The 23,925-nt window shown below is 54.4% G+C and carries 25 protein-coding genes and 1 tRNA gene; 15 read left to right on the top strand and 11 right to left on the bottom strand.

Going from position 1 to position 23,925, the window contains the following annotated elements; translation table 11 throughout:
• Positions 1–18 precede the first annotated feature (18 nt).
• From NQF64_RS04805 to NQF64_RS04790, 4 genes are all read right to left on the bottom strand, one after another.
• Positions 19–615: a histidine phosphatase family protein gene (locus NQF64_RS04805; protein WP_266106663.1), complete on the bottom strand. Its 597-nt coding sequence runs from the start codon at positions 613–615 to the stop codon at positions 19–21.
• 52 nt (positions 616–667) lie between these two features.
• Complete coding sequence (locus NQF64_RS04800; RefSeq protein WP_099026582.1) at positions 668–1,603, bottom strand: ribose-phosphate pyrophosphokinase; 936 nt, start codon at positions 1,601–1,603, stop codon at positions 668–670.
• A gap of 179 nt (positions 1,604–1,782) precedes the next feature.
• Positions 1,783–2,772 carry a hypothetical protein gene (locus tag NQF64_RS04795; RefSeq protein WP_266106662.1) on the bottom strand — a complete coding sequence of 330 codons (990 nt, stop codon included), beginning with the start codon at positions 2,770–2,772 and terminating at the stop codon, positions 1,783–1,785.
• 137 nt (positions 2,773–2,909) lie between these two features.
• Positions 2,910–3,986 (bottom strand): energy transducer TonB, encoded by a 1,077-nt coding sequence (locus NQF64_RS04790; RefSeq protein WP_266106661.1) that lies wholly within the window; start codon positions 3,984–3,986, stop codon positions 2,910–2,912.
• Positions 3,987–4,048: 62 nt separating this feature from the next.
• Here NQF64_RS04790 and NQF64_RS04785 point away from each other — a divergent pair, with 62 nt between their 5' ends.
• From NQF64_RS04785 to NQF64_RS04755, 7 genes are all read left to right on the top strand, one after another.
• Positions 4,049–4,714 carry a DNA-3-methyladenine glycosylase family protein gene (locus NQF64_RS04785; RefSeq protein ID WP_266106660.1) on the top strand — a complete coding sequence of 222 codons (666 nt, stop codon included), beginning with the start codon at positions 4,049–4,051 and terminating at the stop codon, positions 4,712–4,714.
• Between the two features lie 129 nt (positions 4,715–4,843).
• A complete protein-coding gene (gene infA / locus NQF64_RS04780) occupies positions 4,844–5,062 on the top strand; it encodes a translation initiation factor IF-1 (RefSeq protein ID WP_043559458.1) in 219 nt (72 codons plus the stop codon).
• Positions 5,063–5,070: 8 nt separating this feature from the next.
• A complete protein-coding gene (locus NQF64_RS04775; protein ID WP_266106659.1) occupies positions 5,071–5,691 on the top strand; it encodes a Maf family nucleotide pyrophosphatase in 621 nt (206 codons plus the stop codon).
• Positions 5,651–6,772 (top strand): ribonuclease E/G, encoded by a 1,122-nt coding sequence (locus NQF64_RS04770; RefSeq protein WP_266106658.1) that lies wholly within the window; start codon positions 5,651–5,653, stop codon positions 6,770–6,772. Before NQF64_RS04775 ends, NQF64_RS04770 begins: the two co-directional genes overlap by 41 nt.
• On the top strand, positions 6,754–6,975 hold the full coding sequence (locus NQF64_RS04765) for a DNA gyrase inhibitor YacG (RefSeq protein ID WP_407651810.1): 222 nt from the start codon (positions 6,754–6,756) through the stop codon (positions 6,973–6,975). The genes NQF64_RS04770 and NQF64_RS04765 overlap by 19 nt, the downstream gene beginning before the upstream one ends.
• Positions 6,976–7,084: 109 nt before the next feature.
• A tRNA-Phe gene (locus NQF64_RS04760) sits at positions 7,085–7,160 on the top strand.
• 165 nt (positions 7,161–7,325) lie between these two features.
• Entirely contained in the window at positions 7,326–8,183 is an 858-nt protein-coding gene (locus NQF64_RS04755; RefSeq protein ID WP_266106656.1) for an aldo/keto reductase, read from the top strand.
• 4 nt (positions 8,184–8,187) lie between these two features.
• Here NQF64_RS04755 and NQF64_RS04750 read toward each other — a convergent pair whose 3' ends face one another.
• A complete protein-coding gene (locus tag NQF64_RS04750) occupies positions 8,188–10,077 on the bottom strand; it encodes a glycoside hydrolase family 32 protein (RefSeq protein WP_266106655.1) in 1,890 nt (629 codons plus the stop codon).
• Between the two features lie 78 nt (positions 10,078–10,155).
• Here NQF64_RS04750 and NQF64_RS04745 point away from each other — a divergent pair, with 78 nt between their 5' ends.
• From NQF64_RS04745 to NQF64_RS04735, 3 genes are read left to right on the top strand one after another with little or no spacing between them, the layout of a single operon-like run.
• Entirely contained in the window at positions 10,156–10,305 is a 150-nt protein-coding gene (locus NQF64_RS04745; RefSeq protein ID WP_180794206.1) for a hypothetical protein, read from the top strand.
• Positions 10,302–11,264, top strand: coding sequence for a bile acid:sodium symporter family protein (locus tag NQF64_RS04740; RefSeq protein WP_266106654.1), 963 nt, complete (start codon positions 10,302–10,304; stop codon positions 11,262–11,264). The genes NQF64_RS04745 and NQF64_RS04740 overlap by 4 nt, the downstream gene beginning before the upstream one ends.
• A gap of 8 nt (positions 11,265–11,272) precedes the next feature.
• Positions 11,273–11,767, top strand: a complete 495-nt coding sequence (locus NQF64_RS04735; RefSeq protein WP_266106653.1) for a DUF892 family protein — start codon at positions 11,273–11,275, stop codon at positions 11,765–11,767.
• Between the two features lie 55 nt (positions 11,768–11,822).
• On the opposite strand, the gene htpG is transcribed toward NQF64_RS04735, so the two are convergent.
• The 5 genes from htpG to NQF64_RS04710 form a co-directional block, all read right to left on the bottom strand.
• Positions 11,823–13,697: a molecular chaperone HtpG gene (gene htpG / locus NQF64_RS04730; protein WP_266106652.1), complete on the bottom strand. Its 1,875-nt coding sequence runs from the start codon at positions 13,695–13,697 to the stop codon at positions 11,823–11,825.
• Between the two features lie 169 nt (positions 13,698–13,866).
• Positions 13,867–14,664, bottom strand: coding sequence for an SDR family NAD(P)-dependent oxidoreductase (locus NQF64_RS04725; RefSeq protein WP_266106651.1), 798 nt, complete (start codon positions 14,662–14,664; stop codon positions 13,867–13,869).
• A 50-nt stretch (positions 14,665–14,714) separates the two neighbouring features.
• On the bottom strand, positions 14,715–15,425 hold the full coding sequence (locus tag NQF64_RS04720) for a copper resistance protein B (protein ID WP_407651820.1): 711 nt from the start codon (positions 15,423–15,425) through the stop codon (positions 14,715–14,717).
• A gap of 206 nt (positions 15,426–15,631) precedes the next feature.
• Positions 15,632–17,347: a copper resistance system multicopper oxidase gene (locus NQF64_RS04715; protein WP_266106649.1), complete on the bottom strand. Its 1,716-nt coding sequence runs from the start codon at positions 17,345–17,347 to the stop codon at positions 15,632–15,634.
• Positions 17,348–17,412: 65 nt separating this feature from the next.
• Positions 17,413–17,775 (bottom strand): hypothetical protein, encoded by a 363-nt coding sequence (locus tag NQF64_RS04710; RefSeq protein WP_143813633.1) that lies wholly within the window; start codon positions 17,773–17,775, stop codon positions 17,413–17,415.
• Between the two features lie 101 nt (positions 17,776–17,876).
• On the opposite strand from NQF64_RS04710, the gene NQF64_RS04705 reads away from it, so the two are divergent.
• Together NQF64_RS04705 and NQF64_RS04700 are read left to right on the top strand one after the other, a co-directional pair.
• Positions 17,877–18,086: a heavy-metal-associated domain-containing protein gene (locus NQF64_RS04705; RefSeq protein WP_099026593.1), complete on the top strand. Its 210-nt coding sequence runs from the start codon at positions 17,877–17,879 to the stop codon at positions 18,084–18,086.
• 72 nt (positions 18,087–18,158) lie between these two features.
• Positions 18,159–19,610 (top strand): MATE family efflux transporter, encoded by a 1,452-nt coding sequence (locus NQF64_RS04700; RefSeq protein ID WP_266106648.1) that lies wholly within the window; start codon positions 18,159–18,161, stop codon positions 19,608–19,610.
• On the opposite strand, the gene NQF64_RS04695 is transcribed toward NQF64_RS04700, so the two are convergent.
• Positions 19,607–21,580 carry a S9 family peptidase gene (locus tag NQF64_RS04695; protein WP_266106647.1) on the bottom strand — a complete coding sequence of 658 codons (1,974 nt, stop codon included), beginning with the start codon at positions 21,578–21,580 and terminating at the stop codon, positions 19,607–19,609. The two genes, NQF64_RS04700 and NQF64_RS04695, sit on opposite strands and share 4 nt — an antisense overlap.
• Before the next feature lie 35 nt (positions 21,581–21,615).
• Here NQF64_RS04695 and NQF64_RS04690 point away from each other — a divergent pair, with 35 nt between their 5' ends.
• The 3 genes from NQF64_RS04690 to NQF64_RS04680 are packed head-to-tail and all read left to right on the top strand — an operon-like array spanning position 21,616 to position 23,833.
• On the top strand, positions 21,616–22,377 hold the full coding sequence (locus NQF64_RS04690; protein WP_266106646.1) for a DedA family protein: 762 nt from the start codon (positions 21,616–21,618) through the stop codon (positions 22,375–22,377).
• Complete coding sequence (locus NQF64_RS04685; RefSeq protein ID WP_266106645.1) at positions 22,374–22,799, top strand: DUF805 domain-containing protein; 426 nt, start codon at positions 22,374–22,376, stop codon at positions 22,797–22,799. Before NQF64_RS04690 ends, NQF64_RS04685 begins: the two co-directional genes overlap by 4 nt.
• A 35-nt stretch (positions 22,800–22,834) precedes the next feature.
• Positions 22,835–23,833, top strand: coding sequence for an FRG domain-containing protein (locus NQF64_RS04680; protein ID WP_266106644.1), 999 nt, complete (start codon positions 22,835–22,837; stop codon positions 23,831–23,833).
• The last annotated feature ends 92 nt before the right edge of the window (positions 23,834–23,925 follow it).

Raw genomic sequence — 23,925 nt, 5'->3', positions numbered from 1 at the left:
ATGAGACGGCCCTCGCACTTACGCAGAGAGCATCTCCAGCACCCAGTTCTCCTCACTCGGGGTTGCTTTTAGGGGAACAGCATTGGGCAGACGGACGTTAATTTCCAGCCCCATCGCTGCCCGTAACCCACGAAAAAGAGCCCCATGCGCTACAATTAAGGGTGCGCCAGTGCCACGCTCATGCGCGCGATTAAGGGCAGCTATACCGCGTGCCTTGAGCGTTACAAATCGTTCTCCTTGCTCGGGGACGAATGTACCGTTGATCCATGTATTGTACCAATCGCCCATCGGCTTGCCTTCCTGCACGCCAAAGCTCACCTCTTGCAAATCAGCATCATCACTTAACGGGAGGGTAACCCCTGTCCGCTGAGCAATCGCCTCGCGCACATGCTCGGCTGTGACAAAAGCGCGCTTTAAGGGGGAAGAGACAATATGGGTAAAAGGCCGCTCCCCTTTTTCAAAAAGGTCAGCTAATTGGCGACCAGCACGACGCGCTTGCTCTAGGCCTGTCTCATTGAGAGGGATATCTGTGCGTCCCTGGGAGAGATGGCGTGCATTCCATTCCGTCTCCCCATGTCGGAGAAACCAGAACGGCTTTGTGCAAAGCTGTGTCATATTTTAACCTCTCTCCCATCATCTCCCTACAAAGGGCGGTTTTGAAACGATCTTAATCAAATAATGTGGAAACAGAACTCTCATCCGCTACGGCCCGTACGGCCCGGCCAAGCAGATTTGCTGTCGAAATCTGCCGAATATTGGATGTTGCCTTTAATGCATCTGTAGCGGGGATGCTATCGGTCAATGTCAACATAGAGAGCGGGCTCTTCTGCACACGCTCACACGCATTGCCCGTAAGCACACCATGCGTGACATAAGCTTCCACCCCCGCAGCCCCATATTTCATCAAGGCATCAGCCGCGTTGCATAGTGAACCACCACTATCAACAATATCATCCACTAAAACACAAAAACGCCCTGCAACATCCCCGATGACATTCATCACCTCAGAGACGCCAGCCCGCTCGCGGCGTTTATCAATAATGGCAAGGTCAACATTCAAACGGCGTGCTAACTGCCGTGCCCGCACCACACCCCCAACATCAGGCGAGACAATCATAAGATTGTCCGTATTGGGGTGACGGCTTAACAAATCCCGCACAAAAAGCGGGGCTGCATATAGATTATCCGTTGGAATATCGAAAAAGCCCTGAATCTGCATCGCATGCAAATCCATCGTTAAAATACGATTAGCCCCGGCTTCTGTCAGCAAATTAGCCACTAACTTAGCACTAATTGGCGTACGCGGGCCGGATTTACGATCCTGCCGGGCATAGCCGAAATACGGCATCACCGCCGTAACACGCCGTGCCGAGCCGCGCCGTAGCGCATCCAACACGACGAGCAGCTCCATCAGATGATCGTTCGTTGGTGTGCATGTGCTTTGGAGGACAAACATATCCTCCCCACGCACATTCTCCTGAATCTCGACAAACACTTCCCCATCAGCAAAGCGGCGGATAGAGGTCTTGCACAAGGGGATTTCAAGCTCATCAGCCACGGCCTGAGCCAAGGGCATATTACTGTTACAGGCGACGATCTTCATGATAGATACTTTTCATAAGAAAGCAGAAGGAACGGGACAGCCCCTTTTATCAGCACACCCCGCTTATGTCATGGTTTTCCCTCCACGATGCTGCCTTACAATGTAAAGTGCTTCCCCTCACGCTACAAAACCATTACCATCGCCCTCCCTGTGCTTGCTCTTACCTATTTATGCGCGGCCTATTTACGCGCGGGATGGTCCGTCCCAGAGATGAACCGCTTCATCCCGTCTTTCTCTTTAGAGGCATCCCCCCCTACATCAGATTGCGCCGTGGGGGCTTTACGCTCCCGGCCGGAATAATTGGTGATAATCGTCCGCACCGCTCCTGCGGCTTCTTGCGCGGCGGCCTCAGCAACATCTGCCCATGATTTATCCAAAGAATGTGCTGGCACGTCATGAATCTGCGTTGCCGCACCGGCCTCTTGCCCATCAGGCGTAAGGACATGCCAAATAATCGTCACTTGCTGTTGCGGCCCCGCACTGGGAGGGCCTGCATCAGGCGAATCCTTTAGGCTAACGGTTGTTTTAACAATATAATCCGCCCCCTCATGCTTTGTTTGCACTTTATTATGTGCATCGGGCAACATGGTATAAAAGGCTTGGCCAAGCACCGTATTGCCATCCCCCGGCGCACCTTGGACACCATCAAAGCAAATACGTGCAGGGCGGTTCATCAAGCTCTGCGGGTTATCCATCATCATCCGTGTTTGGATTTCCGTTAGTTGATGAGCAATTTCTGGGGCCATTTGGAGGGCAACCGTATTTAATGCATCAGGGTCCGCACCACGCCAGCCTGCTTCATCAATAACCGCGCCATAGCCTCTAGCCCTTACTTTGCCATCTGGCCCAACAATCGCATAACGAGGGCGAATACCGCCATTATCGGCCTTCACAGCACCGAGGCGCACCCACCAATCCCCCGGTTGCGGCATTTTTGCTACGGCTGGGATGGACTGCCCAACAAGCGCAATAACCATATCCCGCGCCCACATCGCCGTTGCAGCCCGCCATGGCGCATTCTCTGGCACAGGGACAGGCACCGCCAAACGAGCAGGCGGCATGTTCGCTTGCACAAGACGTTGCGCTTGGCCACCGGGATTATGCTCAAAAGGCTTATAAACACTCAAACAACCGCCTAACCCTAGGAGAGGCACACATAACCCAGACATAAACAGCGCACGACAAAAGCGCATGGATAACCCACTTTCCCTACAATTTTTGGACAAACCCCACGTCCCCCAATGAGAGATGCGGCTGCAACTTAACGCCCTTTTTCCCCCCTGACTACAGGCGAAAGAGGGAGATTCTAATGGCGGATGAGGATGTAATTAATCGTCACATCTAGGTCGAAATGATCGCCCTGCATATCAGGTGGGACAGGCGGTAACTGCGCCCCTTGGAACATCCCAGCCGTTGCCGCATCAAGCGAATAAGAATTAGACGAATCCGTCAAACGCACACGAATAACCTTCCCACTTCGATCAATCACAACATGGACGGAAGATGGCCCTTCCTCCCCATTCTGCGCGGCTTCATCAGGGTAGAACATATGGTTGCGAATCCAGCGATCCACCTCACTCCCATAATCAGAGCTAACCCCTTTAACGCTGCTGCGCGTCTTATAGGGGGCGTTGATCTCGCCATTCATACTGAGCGGGCCAAGAGAGAAATCAACCGGTCCCCCCGTGCCCCCACGGCGGCCCCGCCTACGAGGCTGCGGTGTTGGCTCGCCATCCAAAGAGAGATTCATAGGCCGAGCAAAGGGGTTGGCGTCACTCTGCCGGGTCACAGGATGATGGCTTGGCGTAGCCCGATTATGCCGTGGCAGACGCGGAGCCGCTTTGGAGAGCGGATGCTGTGCTGATTCCGCACTCGTCAACTCCCCCGTAGGCGATGTCGTCAACGATGGAGAGGAGGGCGCATGTGGCACAGGCTCCATCGGTGCGGGGGTGGCTTCTTCCTGACTACTGGGCGGGGGCGCACTGGCCGCACCACCAACCTCATGCGTTGGCGGGCCTTGCATACTATGTTTAACAGGTGGGGCATCAAACACCATTTCCACCTGTGGTTGCTCCGCTCCGTTCATCGTCCCATGCTTGCCAGCATCCGTCATGGTGACTAGCCAAAAGATAAGCCCATGAACACTAGCCGCCAAAAGCAACGGGCCAATGAGAGGGGGGTCCACCAGCACTTGCGTGCGCCGCATAGGCGTGCGCGCCTCTGTCCGCAATCCCATAGCAGGAGCAGCATAATCACTCAGCCGCTCCCGGCGCGTCTGCAAAGAGGCATCCGGCATCGTCACAGGGCTAAAACCCGTTGGCAGCAAGAGGGACAGAAAGCGGCTATCATCATAACCTTTCCCTTGTGCCTCAGAACAACCCATATTGTCATCACCGGAAACACCCTCTAGCCCTACTTTTCTGTAACCTTTAGTAAAAGCAAGCTATGTCTCCTCCCACTCTGCCCGCCTGTTTTGAGCAAGATCGTGCCCTTGCTGCCTTCATCGCACAGATTGGCCCCTGCCGCCTTGCTGAACAAACACGCCCCGACCCACAAACGCAGGACCCTTACGCTTCCCTCATCAAAGCCGTAACGGGCCAGCAGCTTCATAATGCCGCAGCACGCACCATCTTTGGCCGCCTCTGCACCCTCGGGCCGCAGCGTGATAAAAACGGCCCACCACCCACGCCAGAGATTTTGCTTGCTTTAGATGACACAACCCTCCGCCAATGTGGCCTCTCTGGTGCTAAAATTGCGAGCCTCCGCGCGATTGCCCAAGGGCGATTAGAAGGGATTGTCCCAAGCCTTACCGAGGCTCATAAAATGGATGATGAAACACTCATCACCCAATTAACCACCCTGCGCGGTGTAGGCCGCTGGACAGCGGAAATGATGTTGATGTTCCATCTCCGCCGGCCTGATATTCTGCCAGCAGGGGATTTAGGCGTGCAAGAAGGCTGGCGGCGATTACAAAGGCAGCCTAAACGCCTCACCCCAAAGGCATTAAAAGCAGTCACGATAGCCTTTAGCCCTCATCGCTCTATTTTAGCGTGGTATTGCTGGCAAGCTAAGGAAAGGCTCCCTCCTTCACCATCAGCCACCATTAGCTAACAGCGAATCCCCGCCTCAATAGCAAAAAACCTTGACGTCCTCCCCCCTTGCTCGCACATAATGCGCCGCCATTGCTGGGCTTGTAAAAAAGCCTGCATTTTGTTGACCTCCTTCCTGCAAGGGATATTCATGCCTAAAGAAGATTTGATCGAGTTTACCGGTACAGTGACAGAGCTCCTACCCAATGCCATGTTCCGCGTCACGCTGGATAACGAGCATACCATCCTCGCCCATACGAGCGGCAAAATGCGCAAGAATCGCATCCGTGTTTTGGCCGGGGACCGCGTTAATGTTGAGATGACCCCGTACGACCTCAGCAAAGGCCGCATCACCTTCCGCTTTAAATAAGCGTTTTCATGGCTGCGTCATCTCGGCCTGCCCTTGTGCTGGCCTCCGCCTCCCCGCGCCGTATCGCTCTCCTCCGCCAAATCGGGGTAGAGCCAGATGCCATCTGCCCAGCCAATCTGGATGAGACCCCCCATAAGGGCGAGCTCCCCCGCCCCTATGCGCTCAGGCTTGCCCGCGCAAAAGCCGCTCATCACGCCCATCAATATGGAAAGCCAGCCCTTATCATTGGGGCTGATACAGTTGTGGCCGCTGGGCGGCGTATCCTCCCCAAAGCCGAGGATGAAGACACAGCTCGCCGCTGCCTCACCCTCCTCTCTGGCCGCCGTCATAAAGTCTTTACCGCCATCGTCTGCCAACCTACGCCAGAATGGCCAGAAGGCCATTATTGCGAACGCGTGGTCGAGAGCTCTGTGACCTTCAACCGCCTCACCTCTCAGCAGATCGAAGCCCTCATTCACAGGGGGGATTGGCAAGGCAAAGCGGGGGGATATGCCCTCCAAGGACAAGCGGCGGCTTTTATTCGACAAGTTGGCGGTAGCCCCTCTGGCGTCATTGGCCTTCCTTTATTTGAGATAGTGCAACTCCTGCGTGGCCAGCCCCTCCCTGCGGGGCAAAAATGGGTGGATTAACCCTGTCATGGAATTACGCCTTACAAGCTCCCCCGGGGAAATCCGAATCGCCCTCCTTAAAGACGACATCCTCCAGGATGCCGCTCTTTGGCGGCCCGGCGCGCCAGATGGCTGGGGGGATGTGCATATTGTCCGTATTACCGCCCATGCACCTGCCCTTGACGGTGCTTTTGTTGAACTCGCCGGGGAAGCAGGGGCTGCTACTACGCAGACAGGCTTTATAAAGGGACGTAAACTTCCCCCAGAAGGGAGCCTCCTCTGCGGGCAAATTACGCGCGCCGCCCAAAATGGGAAAGGCCTCCGCCTTAAAGTCGCCCCCCTACCAACTGGGATGACACCAGGCCATACGCCGCGCCTTCTCAAACATGGTCCCACACCTTTAGAGGACATCCTCCAACATACCCCGGCGGACTGCCCTATTTTAGTCGATAATGCCGCCTTGGCCGCACGCCTACCTGCCGCTCTACGCCCACGTTTAGAGCGTGTTAGCCGCTGTTTTGATGATGTGTTAGAGGCCGATTGGGCCGCTTTATACGCCCCCACGGCCCTCCTTGGCCCCCTCATCGCACATATCACCCCCGCCGCCGCCCTCACAGCGATCGATTTAGACGCCCAACAACAGCCCGATTTTGCAGCGAATCTAACCTGTTTTCCCGCCCTACTCCGGGAGATTAAACTGCGTAACCTCTCTGGCCCGATTCTCATCGACCCTGCCGGTGTACGCAGTGCCAAACGCCCCGCCTTAGTGCCCTTCCTCCGCAAAGCGGCCACGCAAGAGCATGACCCGCTCTTCCCGCGCATTACCGGCATAACCCCCAGCGGCTTACTGGAAATCACCCGCCCCCGCCGCCGTGCCCCATTGCATGAGCTCCACCACTCCCCACACGGGCAAGGCCTTGCCATCCTCCAACGCATCCTGACAGAAGGCCTTAAAGGCGAGCAGCTTTTTGCCCCGCCTGCCATTATCCATGCGCTAGAGGCCGACCCCATCGCTTTGGATGACCTCTTCCATGCAACTGGCCAACGCCTTACACTCCATAGCCGCCCTCTCTCTCCATCATCATGCTGGAGCCTTTCATGAGCTGCCCTATCTGCCATAAACCAACCCAAACCACCTTCCGCCCCTTTTGCTCCCAACGTTGTGCTGATGTCGATTTAGGACGCTGGTTTAAAGGCGCGTATCGTACCCCTTCCTTCCGCCAAGATAATGACCCTGCCGACCTCGCCGAGGCCGAGGGCAAAGCCATACTCTCATCACACGATACCTCCCACCAACAACCTTAAATCCCAGCTTTAATCCGCACACACTTTCTTCATCAAAGAGGGTTGATCCCCCTTCATCCATAGGGTAAACCCCTCTTCATAGCCGGGCGGTATTCCTGCTCGGCCCGGTGCCCAAGTAGCTCAGTTGGTAGAGCATGCGACTGAAAATCGCAGTGTCGGTGGTTCGATCCCGCCCTTGGGCACCATTTAATTCCCCTTAAAAATCTTGTTCTTGTGCGTTATGTGCCGCAGGATGGGCATAACAGGCATGCTGGGCTCTCTCTTTCCCCTGTCCTCATGCTGCGCTTACCTATCTCTATCAAAGCGTGCCTATGAGGATTCGCCTCTCCACGCTTTAGGAGACGCCCTTTATGACAACGCCTTCAGCCCCCACTATTACCCTTAATGGCACCTCCCTCCCTGCTCTAGGGATGGGCACATGGCGCATGGGCGACAACCCTGCCCACCGAGCAGATGAGATTCGCAGCTTGCAAATGGGGCTAGAGGCGGGCCTAAACATTATTGATACCGCAGAAATGTACGGCCAAGGCCGTGCGGAAGCTGTTATTGGCGAGGCTATAAATGGGCGGCGTGATAAGGCCTTCCTCATCAGCAAAGTTCTCCCCAGCCATGCCTCTTACAAAGGTACGCAAGAAGCGTGCGAACGCTCCCTACGCCATCTTAATACCGATTATTTGGACCTCTATCTCCTCCATTGGCCCAGTGCCATCCCTTTTGAGGAAACACATCGCGCTTTTGAGACCCTTAAAAAACGCGGTCTCATTGGGGGGTGGGGTGTCTCAAACTTCGATACGGAGGATATGAAGACCCTCCTTGCTCATAAGTTCCGCCCCGCAGTTAATCAGATTCTCTATAGTCTCGACTATCGAGGGACGGAATATGACCTCCTCCCCCATGATGAGACAGCGCATATCGTCTCAATGGCTTATTGTCCTATCGGGCAGGGGGGAGCCTTGTTAAAACACCCGCTCCTCCATGAGATTGCCCAACAACATGAGACCACACACGGCCCTGCTACCCCCGCGCAAATTGCCCTTGCATGGGTGTTACGCCGCCAAAATATGATCGCCATCCCCAAAGCAGGCACACCACATCACCAAGCCCTTAACCTCGCTGCGCAGGAAATTATCCTCACCCACGCAGATTTACAGGCTCTTGATGCCGCTTTTCCCCCACCACACCGCAAGATGCCGCTCGCTGTTATTTAAGTCTTTAATTTTGCTCCAATCGGCTGACCGTTTGGCGCAATGGGTAAAGCTCTAGCTTGTGAATCACCGCTGCGGCGTTAGTGACCTGCACACTGAGTGTCTCAAGTGGGTTAGCGGGATAAATGAGAGCTGTACCAACGGACATGCCCTCATTCGCAAAGACTTCTAGCGTACTGGCATCCAACACAATCCGCAGCTTAAACCGCCGACTACCGGGCACGAGTGCAGAGGAGAACGTCCCGGTAAAGAAGGGATGGCTAAAGCCATGTAGATTGCTTCTATCAAGCCATAATTGGCAGGAGAAGCCATCAAACCCGATGCTTAAACTCTCCCCTTGTCGGTTAGAGAACACCACAACAAAACGCCCTGCGCGCCCTTGCTCACCATCGGGCAGATTGCTGTTATGACGTTCCTCCAACGCTGCATCTAACACCAGCTCTATCGCCTCCCCAGCAGGGATGGCCACTTGCCGGCTGCTCTGCGCCTCTAGCCGTGAGAGCGGGAAAGGGATCGCCGCCTTACGCAAGGCTTCCAACTTATACGGGTTTTGAGCGATACGCAGCCACCCAGCCGTATCCCGCCGTAACACCACTTTCCGCGGCAGGGTCATAATACCGCGCCAGCTTTTATTGGGCAGTTCCTCGCAATACTGCCAATTATCTAGCCAAGCGATATAGACAGTTTGCTTCCCCGGCATGTTCTCATAGGTCTGAAGCGCGTAACTATCTTTGCCGAAATCCGTAAGGTCTACAATCGTATCATCTGGGATGAAACGCTCGCCATCAAACTGCCCGACAAAATATTGTGTTATGCTCCCCCCTTGTGGCCCGCCGGGGTTGATAGACACAAACAACACCCAGCGTTTCTCACCGGGGGCTTCGCCCTCAACCTCAACCTCCGCTAGGGCCGGACATTCATAATCCACCCCGGTAATGCCGGAAGGACCAAAGTCGCTCAAATGCATCCAATGTTTTAGGTCAAAGGAACCATAAAAAGAGACCTTATGCTCGCGAGAGCGGACCACGACCATCACCCATTTTTCAGTCGGACCGTGCCAAAACACTTTCGGGTCGCGGAAGGAATTATGCCCAATATCCAGCACGGGATTGCCCTCATAATCCTTCAAGGTCTGCCCGCCATCAGGGCTCCATGCGAGATATTGCGTCTGTCTTTGTGGCGTTGCCCGCGTGTAAATTGCCACTAACCCACCAGCCATAGGCGGCAAAGCCGGTGCCATCGGGACAGGAACATCCTTCCCTGCCACAGGATCATCCCTTAGGGCGGCTAAATACTCAGACTTTTGATGCCCCCGAAGGGGCCCTACAGCGAGGCGGTCAATATCCCGTTGGTCTTGCTCTCCCTTGCCCTCCAAAAGACGCGCGGCTTTTTGTGCGGCTGTCTCGACAGAGCCGGGCTGTGGTTTATCCTGCGTTCGTGCAGGAAAAAGGCCAGAGCGATTATCCCTATCTAAAATCGCACACCCGCTATAAGCCTCCCCGGCTTCTGTCTCATGAATCGCAATCGGGAGGTCCTGCCATGTATAGAGGTCCGTACTCACAGCATGCCCCCAATGCACATGCCCAGCATAAGGCCCAAAGGGGTTATGCTGATAATAGAGATGGTAATATCGCCCATCAAAAATCAGCCCATTAGGGTCATTCATAAAACCCTTTGGAGGCGAGAAGTGGATCTTAGGCCGATATTGTTGGTCCGCCACCGTCTCATGCACATGCTGAGGGATAGGTGCCGTTGCATTACCCGGCTCCGCATGGGCGTTATTAGGCTGAGCCGGTGCAGCGTTAGACCCGCCCCCCTCTGCTGCGCGCACTTTACCGCCCATAAAAGCCCCTGCTGCCAGAAATGATCCTAAAACCATACGCCGCTTAACGGTCATTCTTTGACCCCTCCCTCGCTTTATTAGGATATATCCCTTCTTCAAGCTCAAAGGGAAAATGCCCTTATCAGGTCCTATTTGGCAAGCCGTTTACTCACCCCTTTAGATGAAACTTTATACAGGCTCCTTACCCCCTTTTTGCTCTACACATTGGCAGCGCGGCTAATCTGCTCTACCGTCTTTCTCACCGCAGATCGCCTCGTTGCTTTGCAGGAGCCAGCCTTATGAGACGTCCCGACCCTTTTTTAATGAGCCTCATCGCCGCTGTCCTGTTAGCCTCCTTTCTCCCCTGCCCTCCCACATGGCAACCTTGGCTCTCCCGCTTAACATCACTGCTTGTTATTTTGATGTTCTTCTTCCAGGGAGCAAAGCTGCAACGCTCTGCTTTAGTTGAGAGTATCCGTAATTGGAGGTTACAAGGCAGCACGCTCCTCGTTAGCTTTGCGCTGTTCCCCCTCCTTGGTGTGGGGCTTTATACGCTCTGCCATCTACTCTCCCCCACGGGGTTTTTAGGCCCTGACCTCTGGATAGGGGTCCTCTTTTTATGCTGCTTACCCTCGACCGTACAATCCTCCATTGCCCTTACCTCTATTGCGCGCGGTAATGTCCCTGCCGCTATTTGTGCTGCGACTGTCTCCAATATCTTGGGGATTCTTTTCACACCACTATTAACGAGCCTCCTCCTCCATCGCAGCCATGGCGGCTCTGGCGTGCAGACTGTCCTTAATGTCGCCCAAGAGCTTCTTCTGCCCTTTATTGCAGGGCAGATTCTACAACCATGGGTTGGTCCCATCGTGCGCCGCCATAAGATTCTTCTCTCTTTTTCAGATAGAGGCTCCATCATCGTGATGGTCTATGCGGCGTTTAGTGTTGCCGTGCTGCAAGGCTTGTGGCATCGCGTCCCGCTCCTCACCTTATTGGGGGTTGGGCTGGTCGATACACTCCTCCTCGCCCTTACCCTTGCCCTCACCTTCCTCTTAGGCCACGGTATAAAGCAATCCATTGAGGATAATATCGCCCTGCAATTTTGCGGGTCTAAAAAATCGCTCGCCTCAGGGGTGCCGATGGCGAATGTTATTTTCCCTAGCGGGGCAGGTATTGTTGTCCTGCCTTTGATGATTTTTCATCAAATACAATTATTTATCTGTACTGTTCTCGCCCGCCATTACGCTAACCGCCCCCAATAGAGGTCACAGTGCCGCGCTCTTTTGCTAAATCCTCCCCCATTGCTGCTCTTTATATAGAACGTCTCCATGAGCATCTCGGCCTGACATCTATTGTACGGGAATACTTGCTCGAATTACTAAGCCGCCCCGCTGCCCCACCGACCTTGCAACATTGGATCACCACCATTTTGGAGCAAAATAAGGAGCAAGAACGGCAAATCAGCCATCGCCTCCGCCAACATGGGGAAAAACCACGCAACGAGTCCGATACATTATCGGGTCTGCTTGATACGGTGGTGACCTGCTTCCCCACAGGGGAACAGGCAACGCATCTATTAGGGGTCATGCTTGATATTGCGGGCTATCTCGCCCGCCTAAGAACATCCCTCGCCCTGCTCTTACTCTTAGCTGAGAAGCTCTCCTTGGCCGAGGATGCGGCCATCCTCACACAACTCCGCCATAACAGCCAGAACGCTTCCCGCAGCCTCAAAGAGGTTCTGCCTGCCCTTTTGGATGAACCATAAAGAAAAGGCACGCCCTAAAAGACGTGCCTTTCTCCGTATCATACGGCCTTAATCGTTAGGCCGTCACAGTCCCAGCGAGCAGGCCTGCGAGTGTACGGGCGAAGCCACTGGGGTCGGGGAGTGCCTCACCTTCCTGCACACGAGCGAGGTCCAGCAGAATACGGGCATGCTCTGCAACGCTCTCGCCCTTCTCCGCACGCTCCGCCAGAGCGCAAATGAGAGGATGACGAGGGTTAATCTCCAAGACCGGGGGCAGAGCAGGCATTTCCTGCCCGGAGCGGCGCATAAGGCGTTGCATGGCTAAATCTGGCCCGCCTTCGCTAGCCAACACCACAGCACTCCCTGTCAGGCGTACAGTGCTGCGTACCTCCTTCACGGCCTCACCAAGAGCATCCTTCAGAGCGGGGGTTAGTTTTTCAACATTAGCTGCATCCCCTTGCTCCTCCGCCTCTGGAGCGAACTTCTCCAACTCACCATGAGCCTGCGCGACAGAGCGGAAGGTCTTGTCTTTGTAAGAGTGGAGGCGGTCTGGCCAGAAGCTATCCACAGCATCAGAGAGCAACAACACCTCCAACCCACGGGCACGGAAGCCTTCTAGCTGGGCAGAGGCCTTGAGGGCGTTCAGATTATCCCCAACGAGATAATAGATGGTCTCCTGCTCTGGCTTCATCCGGCTGATATAATCATCCAGCGTTGTCAGCTCATCATCATGAGTGGAATGGAAGCGAGCAAACTCCGCAATCTCCTGCCGATGTTCGGAATCCTCCCATAGCCCTTCCTTAATCACGAGGCCGAAATTATTCCAAAAGCCAGTAAAGGCCTCACCACCTTCCTGCGCGCGTTTTTTAACCTCGCTGATAACACGTTTGGTCACCGCTTTGCGGATGCGTGCCAATACAGGGGTGGATTGCAGCATCTCACGCGAGACATTCAAGGGGAGGTCATCCGTATCAACCACACCTTGGACAAAGCGCAGCCAGTTCGGCACTAAATTGGCCTCATCCGTGATGAACATACGCCTTACATGCAGGTGAATCCGGCTCTCCCGGCTGCTCTGCTCCATAAAATCGAACGGGCGCGCACCGGGGAGGAACAACAGAGAAGCAAACTCCACCGTGCCTTCGGCCTTCCAATGCAGGGTCGCATAAGGCTCATCAAAAGCGCGGACTGTATGGCGATAGAACTCGGTATAATCCTCAGATGTAATCTCGGATTTTGGACGCAACCAAAGGGCCTTGCCCTCATTGATGGTTTCTTCCTTCTCCTTACCATCCTCATCCGGCTCATGCAGCACGACTGGCCATGCGATATGGTCAGCCCATTTACGGATAATGCTGCGCAAACGCCACGGGTCTAAAAACTCCTCCGCATCATCTTTAATATGGAGGGTAATATCTGTCCCCGCATGCGCGCGCTCAGCAGGGCCAAGGCTGTAAGAGCCTTTACCTTCCGACACCCAGCGGGCAGCCACATCCTCCCCCGCCCGGCGGGAAATCACATCCACCTTATCAGCCACCATAAAGGCCGAATAGAACCCCACGCCAAACTGACCAATCAGATTAGGGCGGTCCTCCGGCTTGGCGTTGCTCAGCTTCTCTCCAAACGCTTTGGTGCCAGAGCGGGCAATCGTCCCCAGGTTTTGGGTCAACTCCTCCGGGCTCATCCCCAATCCGTCATCAGAGAGCGTGATGGTTTTGGCCTTTTTATCCGCCTTGATATGGATAGACGGGGCCTCTGGCAGGGATAATGCAGGGCTCGTTAAAGCCTCAAAGCGGCGTTTATCCATCGCATCAGCCGCATTCGCCACAAGCTCACGCAGGAAGATTTCCCGGTCGGAATATAAAGAATGAACAACCAAATCAAGCAGCTGCCCGACCTCAGCGCTAAAGCTATGCTGCTTCATCTCCGCTGCATTTTTGCCATCACTCATGATGTGTTGCACTCCTCCAAAATGGCAGACTCCAAACAGGCTTCATCTTCGGCGGCCGCCTGCTCTACCGCAAAAAGATGGAGCAGATATGGGAGAGGCCTCCCCCGCTTTCAAGCATTCTTGGCAGCGTGAGAGGCTCCAGCCTCATTATGGGAACAGACTAACCGCCTTAGACGAGGCCGAGAGATGTCCCCTCATCCACCACAATGGCCGAGCCATGCATCGCCACAGCCCCGGGGCCAGCGAGGAACAGCACAACCGCCGCAATATCCTCAGGGGTGGAGAAAGTCCGCTTGCTGGGGTTGGCCTCTGCCACAGCCTGCAACGCCTCTGCCTTTGTGGGGTCGTTTATCAACGCATCATGCATGGAGGTCTTAACCCGGCCCGGCTCAACGGCATTAATGTTAATACCTAGCGGCCCAAGCTCTAAAGCAAGGCTACGCACAAGGGCGGTAGCCGCGGCCTTACTGGCAGCATAAGCGGCATAACCGGCAAAGCTGTAAAAGCCACAAATGGAGGAAATCGCCACAATCTTCCCCCCATGAACATGGCCTTTCTTACGCCGAATATAAGGGAGGGAGGCCTGCACAACATGCCACATGCCGCTGACATTAATGCTCATCATTTTATCAAAGGCTTCAGGTGTTTCATCCGTAATGGGTGTCTCAAAAAACACCCCGGCGGAATGAACCACGACATCCAACGTCCCTACCTTTGCGGCAATCTCTGCCAATAGGGCTTTTACCGCTGGGAAGTCCGTAATATTCACCCCATTAGCGCAGACGCGCACATCATGCCCAGCGGCTTTACCTGCGGCCTCAACAGCTTGTACGGCCTTTGTGTAGTCACGCTCCGGGCTGCTGCCTATCAGGATGAGATGGTCTCCCTCCTTCGCAAAGGCCTGTGCGATGGCAAGCCCAATGCCGGACGTACCCCCTGTGACTAATACATGTCTCGCATCTGCCATCTTCATACTCCCTTTCCGAACGTGACAACCATGATACAACCTTCCCTACCTTAGAACCAACTCCGAATCCCGAATGTAAAGCGCGCTTCGCTCGCTTTATCCCCACGGCGGCGGGCCATATGCCGCCCTTGGGTCAGGGGGGAATCATACGTCACGGCCACATAAGGGGCCATTTTGCGCCATAACTCATAGCGCAGACGCAACCCGGTATCGATATCCGCAAGGCCAGAGCCAATCCGCCGTTGTTTATCCGCTCGGCTATACAAATTTAGCTCCACCTGCGGCTGAAGAATGAGACGATTGGTAAGAAGAATATCATAAGAGCCTTCAAACCGCCCAGCCACGCCTCGGTCACTAAAATACCCTGTCGCTTGGACCTCAAACTGATACAAGGCCAGCCCCTCTATCCCAACAGCTCCCCACGCACGTGTTGGGCCGCTATCAAGGTCTAACCTTACGCCACCTTGAAGGTTGAAATAGGTGGAAATCGCCCGGCTATAAAGAAGCTCTTGGTCGCCATCGCGCACCCGCCCTTTCGTCATAGTGCCCTCTGTTTTAAGCCAGAGGCGGTTATAATCACCACCATACCAAGCCTCACCATCCCACCGCAAAGATGACCGCCCACCCGCTTGATAGCGGCCTTCAAACTCATCCAACACACCATGAAACCACCGCCCTTGATCCATCCCCTGTAGATGATGGCCAATATCCACCACCGGCTCACCGGGCGCATCTACCGCTTTATGCACAAGGCGCGGCATCTTTTTTACAAGCGCAAGCGGGGCGGCTTGCGTCTTATCCTGCTGAGGCCCCTGTTGAGGCGGTGCTTTTGGGTTCGGCTTCTTAGCGGGCATGGTCATATCCGCCATATCCATGCCAGACATATCCATATCCCCCATATCTTCAGCATGAAGCGGCGTGACAGCGAGGCCCACCACAAGAGCAGCCCCTATCATTGTGATGTGTTTCATGACACCACCACCTCACGGAACATCCCCGTTTGCATGTGATACATAAGATGGCAATGATACGCCCAAACCCCACGAATATCCGCCGTTACAAGCACACTCATACGGGAGCCGGGTTGGGAAATAACCGTATGTTTGAGCGGGCGATGCTGGTCATCCGCCCCTGTCTCCAACTCGCTCCACAGACCATGAAGATGAAGCGGATGTTCCATCATCGTATCATTAATGATGGTAAAGCGAACACGCTCCCCATAAGCGAGGTGAATCGGCCCGGATTCGGAATATTTCCGCCCGTTAAAACCCCATATATACCGCTCCATATTGCCTGTCAGATGTAAGATAATCTCGCGTGAGGGCGGGCGTTGGTCCGGCGGAGGACGCAGGGCGATAAGGTCGCTATAAGCAAGGACGCGGCGGCCCAGCCCTTCCAACCCATCACCGGGGCTTGTGACGCGCTCTATCGGGTGAGCTGCAACATTTTGATTCTCCACATTCACAGGGGGCGGGCCGGGGTCATCAATCTCATCAGCTGGGGCGCGGGCAATGGTGGGGGGCATCGCCATCTTCGCAGCCCCGTTTTTCATAGGCATGGCCATGCCCATATCCACCATACCCCGCACAGGCCTGGGGTCCATCGCAGGGAGCGAGCCTAAAAGCCCCTCATGCGGTGTTAATGTCCCACGCGCATAGCCAGTACGGTCCTCACTTTGGGCAAAGATTGTATAGGGCTTACCCCCTTGTGGGGTGAGTAGCACCGCATATGTCTCACCCGGCCCAATGCGGAACTCATCAAGATTAACCGGAACAACCGGATTCCCATCGGCCTCCACCAGCTGCATGGTAAGGCCGGGGATGCGGACATCAAATAACGTCATCGCCGCAGCGTTAATCACCCGTAAGCAGATGCGCTCACCGGGGGTGAATAACCCACTCCACCCCTCCTGCGCGGGCTTGCCATTCATTAAATAACGATACAACACACCACTTACATCGGAGATGTCAGTCGCGCTCATCCGCATATGCGACCATTGCAAGCGGCTCTTTAACGCAGCCCCTAATCCCCCAGCAGCACGGCTCTCCTGCGGCAGGGAAGCTATACTCCGTTGGCGGAAATTATAATAATCATCCTGCATCTTCAGATTATCAACAATCTGCGCGGCTGAAACATCAGACCAATCAGAGAGGAGAATTGTATAATCACGCTCCGCTTTAGGCAGGAGAGAGGCCCCCGCAGGCTCGATAATCAACGCCCCGTAAAGCCCTGCGGATTCCTGATGGCCCATATGGCTATGGTACCAATATGTCCCACTCTGCTGAACAGGAAAGCGATATGTATAACGCCCCCGCGGTGGAATCCCAGCAAAGCTTAGCCCCGGCACACCATCTTGCGCACTCGGCAGACGGACCCCATGCCAGTGCAGAGCAGTCGGCTCATCCATATGATTATAAACATGGATGATAACCTCCCGCCCTTCTTGCCAGCGCAAAAGAGGGCCGGGCATTTGCCCATTCACGCAATAACCCACACCATGCTGCCCTGCGATATGCATCGTCCGGCGCGTGATGTGAAGCTCAAACTCCAACGGTGGTAGCAAAGGCGCAGCTGGGGCAGTTTGCCGCCCCTTTGCCCGCGCACCTAACGGCGTGACTAGGCCCGACCCAGCCGCACCCAACCCCGCCAAAAACTGACGGCGTGGCACATGATAAGATGACATTATATATTACCTAAAAAGACACATCATGAACGGCTAAGCCTTCCCAGCTTCGCCATAAAACGCAGTCAAACAGGTAATAAAGCCGGAGGACGCCACGGCGCGGCCAATAATGAACGCGCTTTGATACAATCCTGATAAACAAGCAGCCTTGTGCCACTAAAGGACATAGGATGCAGCCCCTGGCCAGCAGGCCATAAGCCTGCATCACACACGCTATGATGACCCTGACAACAGGCAGGCATAGCCCCTGTCTCCCGCCCTTCATGAGCTAAGACAGGCCCCGCCCTCATCACCGCTGCGCGCTCCATCCTCATCATAGGCGGCTCCATCCCATCGGCCATTGCAGAGGGCATGATAAAAGCTGGCAGCTGCATCAGCAGACACAACACCACCCCCATCATCACCCGCCAAAATGACCACATAGGCATGAGACGCCTTTTCTCCTTTTACAGACGACACCAGATTAGAAAGGTTCTTCCTTTTTGGAAAGACATTCCCTTAATCGCCCTCTAAAAAAGGACTACCCCTCATGACGACTCCTCTAACCATCCCCGTTGCTGGCATGACATGCGAAGGCTGCGTGCGTGCGCTCACCCGCGTGTTAGAGGCCTCCCCCGCCATCAAACAAGCAACTGTCACGCTAGAGCCGCCACAAGCGCGTATTCTCTTTCAGGCTGCCCCACTCCCACAGGCAGAGATTAATGCCCTCATCCGGCAAGCTGGTTTTGAGCCCGCCTAACACAACATGCTATAACGTGGCGTATAATTCAGCACTGGCCCTTCTTCTATAAACAAGGCACAATAGGCCACGATGCCGCATCATGACCGCCATGCCCCGTCTGCCCCCTCTCCTTCCCCCGTGAAGGACCGCTCGCCCTGCGCAAAAGCGCAGCATCAACGGCGGCACGCTCGGTTTGTCCATGGCAATATTATGCGCCATGTCATCACCATGGCCGGGACGGGGGCTATTGGGCTGATGGCCGTCTTTTGTGTCGATCTGCTCAATTTCTTCTATATTTCACATCTGCATGACCCCACCCTCACCGCCGCTATTGCCTTTGCGACCTCACTTGGTTTTGTCCAAGTTGCTGTCTCGCTCGGTATGTCCATCGGCCTTGGGGCCAATACGGGGCGGCTCATTGGGGCATGCCGCCATTTCCGTGCGCGGCGTCACGCCTCGGCCTTTCTCGTCCTCATGCTGGTTGTTACGACCGCCCTAGGGGTCACAACGGCGTTGCTCGCTCACCCCCTCCTCGTCCTCCTTGGGGCCCGTGGGGAGGCCCTAAAGCACGCTTCTCACTTCATGTATATCACCTCCCCTGCTTTACCCCTCGTCTGCTTAGGGATGGCTCTATCCTCCCTTCTCCGCGCTGTTGGGGATGCAGGGCGAGCGATGCGCGTTACCCTTACAGGGGCCGCTTGTACGGTGATTATCGACCCCATCTTAATCTTCGGCTTCCATTTAGGCTTAGAAGGGGCAGCTATTAGCACCGTCCTCTCCCGTTGTGTGATTTCACTAAGCGGGTTCCTTAATCTCCGCGGGCATGACATGCTCGAACGCCCCCGCCTAAAAATTATCCCCCATGCTAGCCGCGATATTGGCAGCATCGCCCTGCCCGCTATCGGCACGAATATGGCAACACCCATCGGCAATCTCATCGTCACCCATGCGATGTCCCGCTTTGGGTTGGAGGCTGTCTCTGGCCAAGCGGTGGTGGACCGCATGGTCCCTGTCGCCTTTGCCTTTGTCTTTGCCCTTACAGGCTCAGTTGGCCCCATCATGGCGCAAAATCTGGGGGCGTGCTTGCCTCAGCGCGTCCAAGAGACCTTCCTCGCCGCCCTCAAACTCACCGCCCTCTGTGTAGGGTTGGATTGGCTCTTCTTCGCGCTCGGGGAGCCGCTTATTCTCCATCTCTTCCACGTCCAAGGTGATGCAGTCGGGCTTGTAAAGCTGTTCTGCCATTGGGCCGTGGCGAGCTATATGTTTGTCGGGTTGCTTTTTGTCTCTAACACCGCCTTTAATAATCTAGGCCACCCGCTTTATTCGACCATGTTTAATTGGGCGCGTGCCACAGTTGGAACCATTCCCTTTGTCGCAATAGGCGTCCATTACGGCCCGCGGGGGGTCATGGTCGGCCAAGCCCTTGGCGTAACACTCATCGGCTCTTGCGCGCTCATCACGGCATTAACAGTGATTCGCCGCCTCCCCCAACGCCCCCAGCGACCACCGCGCAAGAGCCATACAAAACGCAAAGCCCATTAGGCCGCTGCTTGCGCAAAAACATCCCGGTAGAACGCCAATTCTCGCTCCAAAGACTCCGCTATGACCTCTGCCGAGCGAAAGCCATGCCCCTCCCCTTGGTAAATATGCAGCGATGAGGCAGGAAGCTGGCTCTGCAACGCCTCTGCTTGGGAGAGCGGTACGACGCGGTCCGCATCCCCATGGAGGAACAACACCGGTGCGGTGATAGCCTCCGGCCATGAAAGGGGCGAACGCGCCCGATAAACCGCCTCGCCCTCTGGCCAAGGGGCGATTAATCCATCTAAATAACAGGCCTCAAAACGGTGCGTCTCTGCCACTAAGCCGCGCAAATCCGTCACGCCATAAAGCGATGTCCCTGCTACAAACAGCGATGAATGCGCAAGGGCGGAAAGGACCGTTAGCCCCCCTGCACTACTCCCCCGGATGACACAGCGTTGCGGGTCCACCCAGCCTTTATCCACCACCCCTTGCACCGCGCGACAACAATCTTGCACATCCAGCACGCCCCAGCGGCCATCTAAAGCCGCACGATAAGCGCGCCCAAACCCTGTAGAGCCACGATAATTTACATCCAGCACGGCAAAGCCACGGCATGTCCACCATTGCACCTTAAAGGAGAGGTCCGTCCGTGCTTGCCCTGTTGGCCCGCCATGGACAATCACCACCAGCGGGGGCTTACCCTGCACCGCCTCACAATGTGGCCCTTGGGCAGGGCGGTAAAATTGTGCATAAAGCGGCCCCGGCCCTTCCTCTACAGGGAAGCTCACCGTCTCTGGCACGGCAATATCAGCCGGGGTTACACCATCAGGCAACGCCCAAGCTTGCCGCACACATATGCGCCCCTCTATCTCACTCTCTAAAGAGCCCATCATCACACAAGGCGGGGCATCTGGAGGGCTATTTAGCCACGCAAAATCTCTCCCCCCCTCCACAGGCACGGGCACATCATCGGGGACAGCCCCTATCAGCACATCCTTCCAGCCTGTTTGCGGGTGATAAAGCAACGTCACAGGCACACCATGACGCACCCCACGCGCTAATAATTGCCCCTCCGGCAACGCAGCGCAACATGATTGCCCAAACACCCATGCTGGCAAGCCTATCTCTGCCGGGGCGGGGGGTAAGGGCTGGGGTTGCCAGGTCACCTCCTCCCCTGCGGCGTCAGCTTTGGCCTCAAAGGCAATGGGCGTCCAATGCCGGTTATAATCCGCGGCTGCATGCTCTGGCACCCCATCAGAAAGCGCATAAAGCCGCTCCCCCGCCCAAAACGGGCCCATCACGCTACATGCCTGCCCCGCCCCACCGGCGAGGCACATTGTCCCTTGTGCGCCAGTGAGGTCCTGCACATACAGTCCGGTTTCCGTCCACGGCATATGAGGGTTCTGCCACGCGATAAAGGCTAAAAACCGCCCATCTGGCGATAAACGCGGGGCCATGTAAAAATCCGCCCCGCTTTGCAGGGAACACACCACCCCAGAGGGCATAACCTCCACAAGTTCAGCATGAATCACCCCATCAGGATGTTCCGCTTCCCGCACACAGACCAACCGCTCCCCTTGGAAGGCTAGATCCGCATAAGAATAAGCAATGCCTCCCTCACCATAAGCCGCACCACATACGGGCTGCGCCTCTCCCCCTTGCACGCTGCGCCATAACCCGCCTCGCTTCCTATCGCTAAACACCACATGAATCGCCGCGCCATCATACATAGCGGCCCACGCGCCCCCGCCATAAACATGCATCTCCGTCCCCGGCTGGGCGTCTGGTGGGGTGAGGTCATGCAGGCTGCCATCTGGCGCACGCCCGACAATCACGCTACGCCCTTGCTCATCAGGCCGGCTCTCTTGCCATAAGACCCAGCCTTCTACAGCACGAATCTCGGCAAAATTGCGGGTTTTACGCGTCATCAATGCTGGGGTTACCCATGGATGCACCACGCTAGATGAGCCTGAAGAACGCCGCGCTGTCATAATATCTCTCCTGCATAAAACGCTCTTGCCTTGCTGTGAGCTCCCCCCTTATCGTGCTACCACAAAGCAAACGCACATCCCTCTTACAGGAAGCCCTTGCCCTGATACAGCATCTCTCCTCCTTTCTAGAACATCTGCCCCCCCTTTATGCGTATCTAGCACTCGGTGGCATTATTTTACTGGAAAGCACGGGCGTCCCCCTCCCGGCGGAGAGCTTGCTCATCTTTGCTTCCCTTTATGCTTCCCATACCCATCACCTCACGCCGGAAAACCTCATCATCGCGGCCATTAGCGGGGCTGTTATCGGCGATAATATCGGCTATCTGATTGGCTATCAGCTCGGTTATCGCTTGATGGAAAAGCACGGCCATAAAGTCGGCCTGCATTATGACCGCATCGTCTTAGGCCGGTATCTCTTTCGCCGTTATGGGGGGATTGGTGTGTTGGTCGGGCGGTTTGTGGCCTTCCTGCGTATTCTCATCGCCCTTTTAGCAGGGGCCTCGCGCATGCCGTGGCATAGCTTTACCTTCTATAACGCATTGGGAGGCACCCTTTGGGGGTTGTGTTATGTCCTCATCCCCTATGAGCTTGGTAGCCGGATTGATAGCTTCACCGGCCCGGTCGGACTTGGCTTTGCCGCCTTTATGCTGAGCCTACTTGTCGGCTCCTTCTTCCTCCTCCGCCATCATGAAAAGACCCTCATCCGCAGGGCTCTTATTGATGAAAAACGCCTCAAGACCAAAAAATCACGCAAACGCCCGCAACGCCCTTCTTTGCGAAAGGAGTCCACAAAATGACAGTGCAATCCCTAGTTTCCCTCTTTAAGAGCAGCCTGAACCATTATTGCACATATCCACTGAATATCCGCAAACGGACAACACGTGCTGAATATTGGCCTTGCTTTATAGCAGGCTTCACATTACTTTGTACGTTATTGGTTTTATGGTTTATTTTCTCTCAGCTTTATATCCGCTATGATAGCGGAATATGCCTTTTATTAGGGATTATACTTTACTTTGTTTTGCTAATAAGCGGGGCTGTCATCACCATCCCCACCATCACCGCCCTCATCCGCCGCCTGCATGATACAGGCCGCTCCGGCTGGTGGCTGTGCATCAGCTTTACCATCATCGGCTATATCCCGTTAATCATCTTCCTCTGCCAAAAAAGCCAACCAACCGCTAATCGCTACGGCCCCGTCCCAAAGCAGCGGAAGTAAAGCACCTTACTGATTATAATGTTACGGAATAACTTATGTCACATACAGACCAACCAGAAGATACCTCCAATAACCCAACCGAAGTAAAAGAATATTGGATACAAGAGCTTCTCGATAACGCCGATAAAGCTCCAGAAGATATTCATCTCTCTGATTACATGAAGGTATTGGAAGAGTTACAAAAGAGATTTCTCCCCCCTATAACAAATCCTTCTACCTTTTTCCGTGGGCAGGCTAATAAAAAATGGCAACCAATCCCCAGTATATTTAGAGACAAAAAAATCTTTTCTGAAGACAAACTTATCAATGAAATTCTTTCTAGCCAAGCGGATGAGTTTCGCTATGATAAAACAACTTTTGAAAAACTCGTCCGTATGCAACATTTCGGCATACCCACCCGGTTGCTTGATATTACACGCAATCCTCTAATAGCCCTTTATTTTGCAGTAAATACATCGACAGCCGAGGATTGTGCAATTTTTATGTATTTCGTGCCATCAAAAAATCTTTTTGATCCCCAAAAAGAGTATATCAATTATACTCACAGTATAAAAACATCTATCCTATCGGAAATAGCTTCTCTATCAGCCTACGACAAGAACTGCTTAGCTTTCTTTTTTGATAGGAGCGATCATAATTTAACATTAATGAAACAGCCACAAGAAAATCATTGTAAAGATGATATATTAGATATCTTCAAAAGAATTGGACTCAAAGATAATGTTTCTGACACAGACATAAATCAATCATTGCTTTGTAAAAATATTATTGTCATTCCTCTAAACACCAATAAAAGACTCATCTCCCAACAAGGAGCATTCATTTTATTCGGAGGCTTTTCCACAGGAGAACACTCTGTCAGTATCCAACAACTAATCCCCCTCGGTATGCAACTCATAAAAATCATCATTCCCGCTAACGCAAAGGAAAATCTTCGTAAAGAACTCGATTTTATCGGGATTAACGGCATGACCTTATTCCCCGACCTCGAAAATGCGGCAAGCTATATTAAGGAGAAGTACGACCGCCCCTAAAACACGGCGGCCCCATGCCGATAAATAGCCATTGCATCACATTAACACTGTCTTTACAGTTTTGGGCCATTAAAGGGAAGAAGCCCTCTCCC

It is taken from the genome of Bombella saccharophila (assembly GCF_026385475.1).
In the GTDB taxonomy this organism is placed as follows: domain Bacteria; phylum Pseudomonadota; class Alphaproteobacteria; order Acetobacterales; family Acetobacteraceae; genus Bombella; species Bombella saccharophila.
The sequence above is the reverse complement of the archived record's forward strand: the minus strand, read 5'-3'. Positions and strand labels throughout refer to the sequence as shown.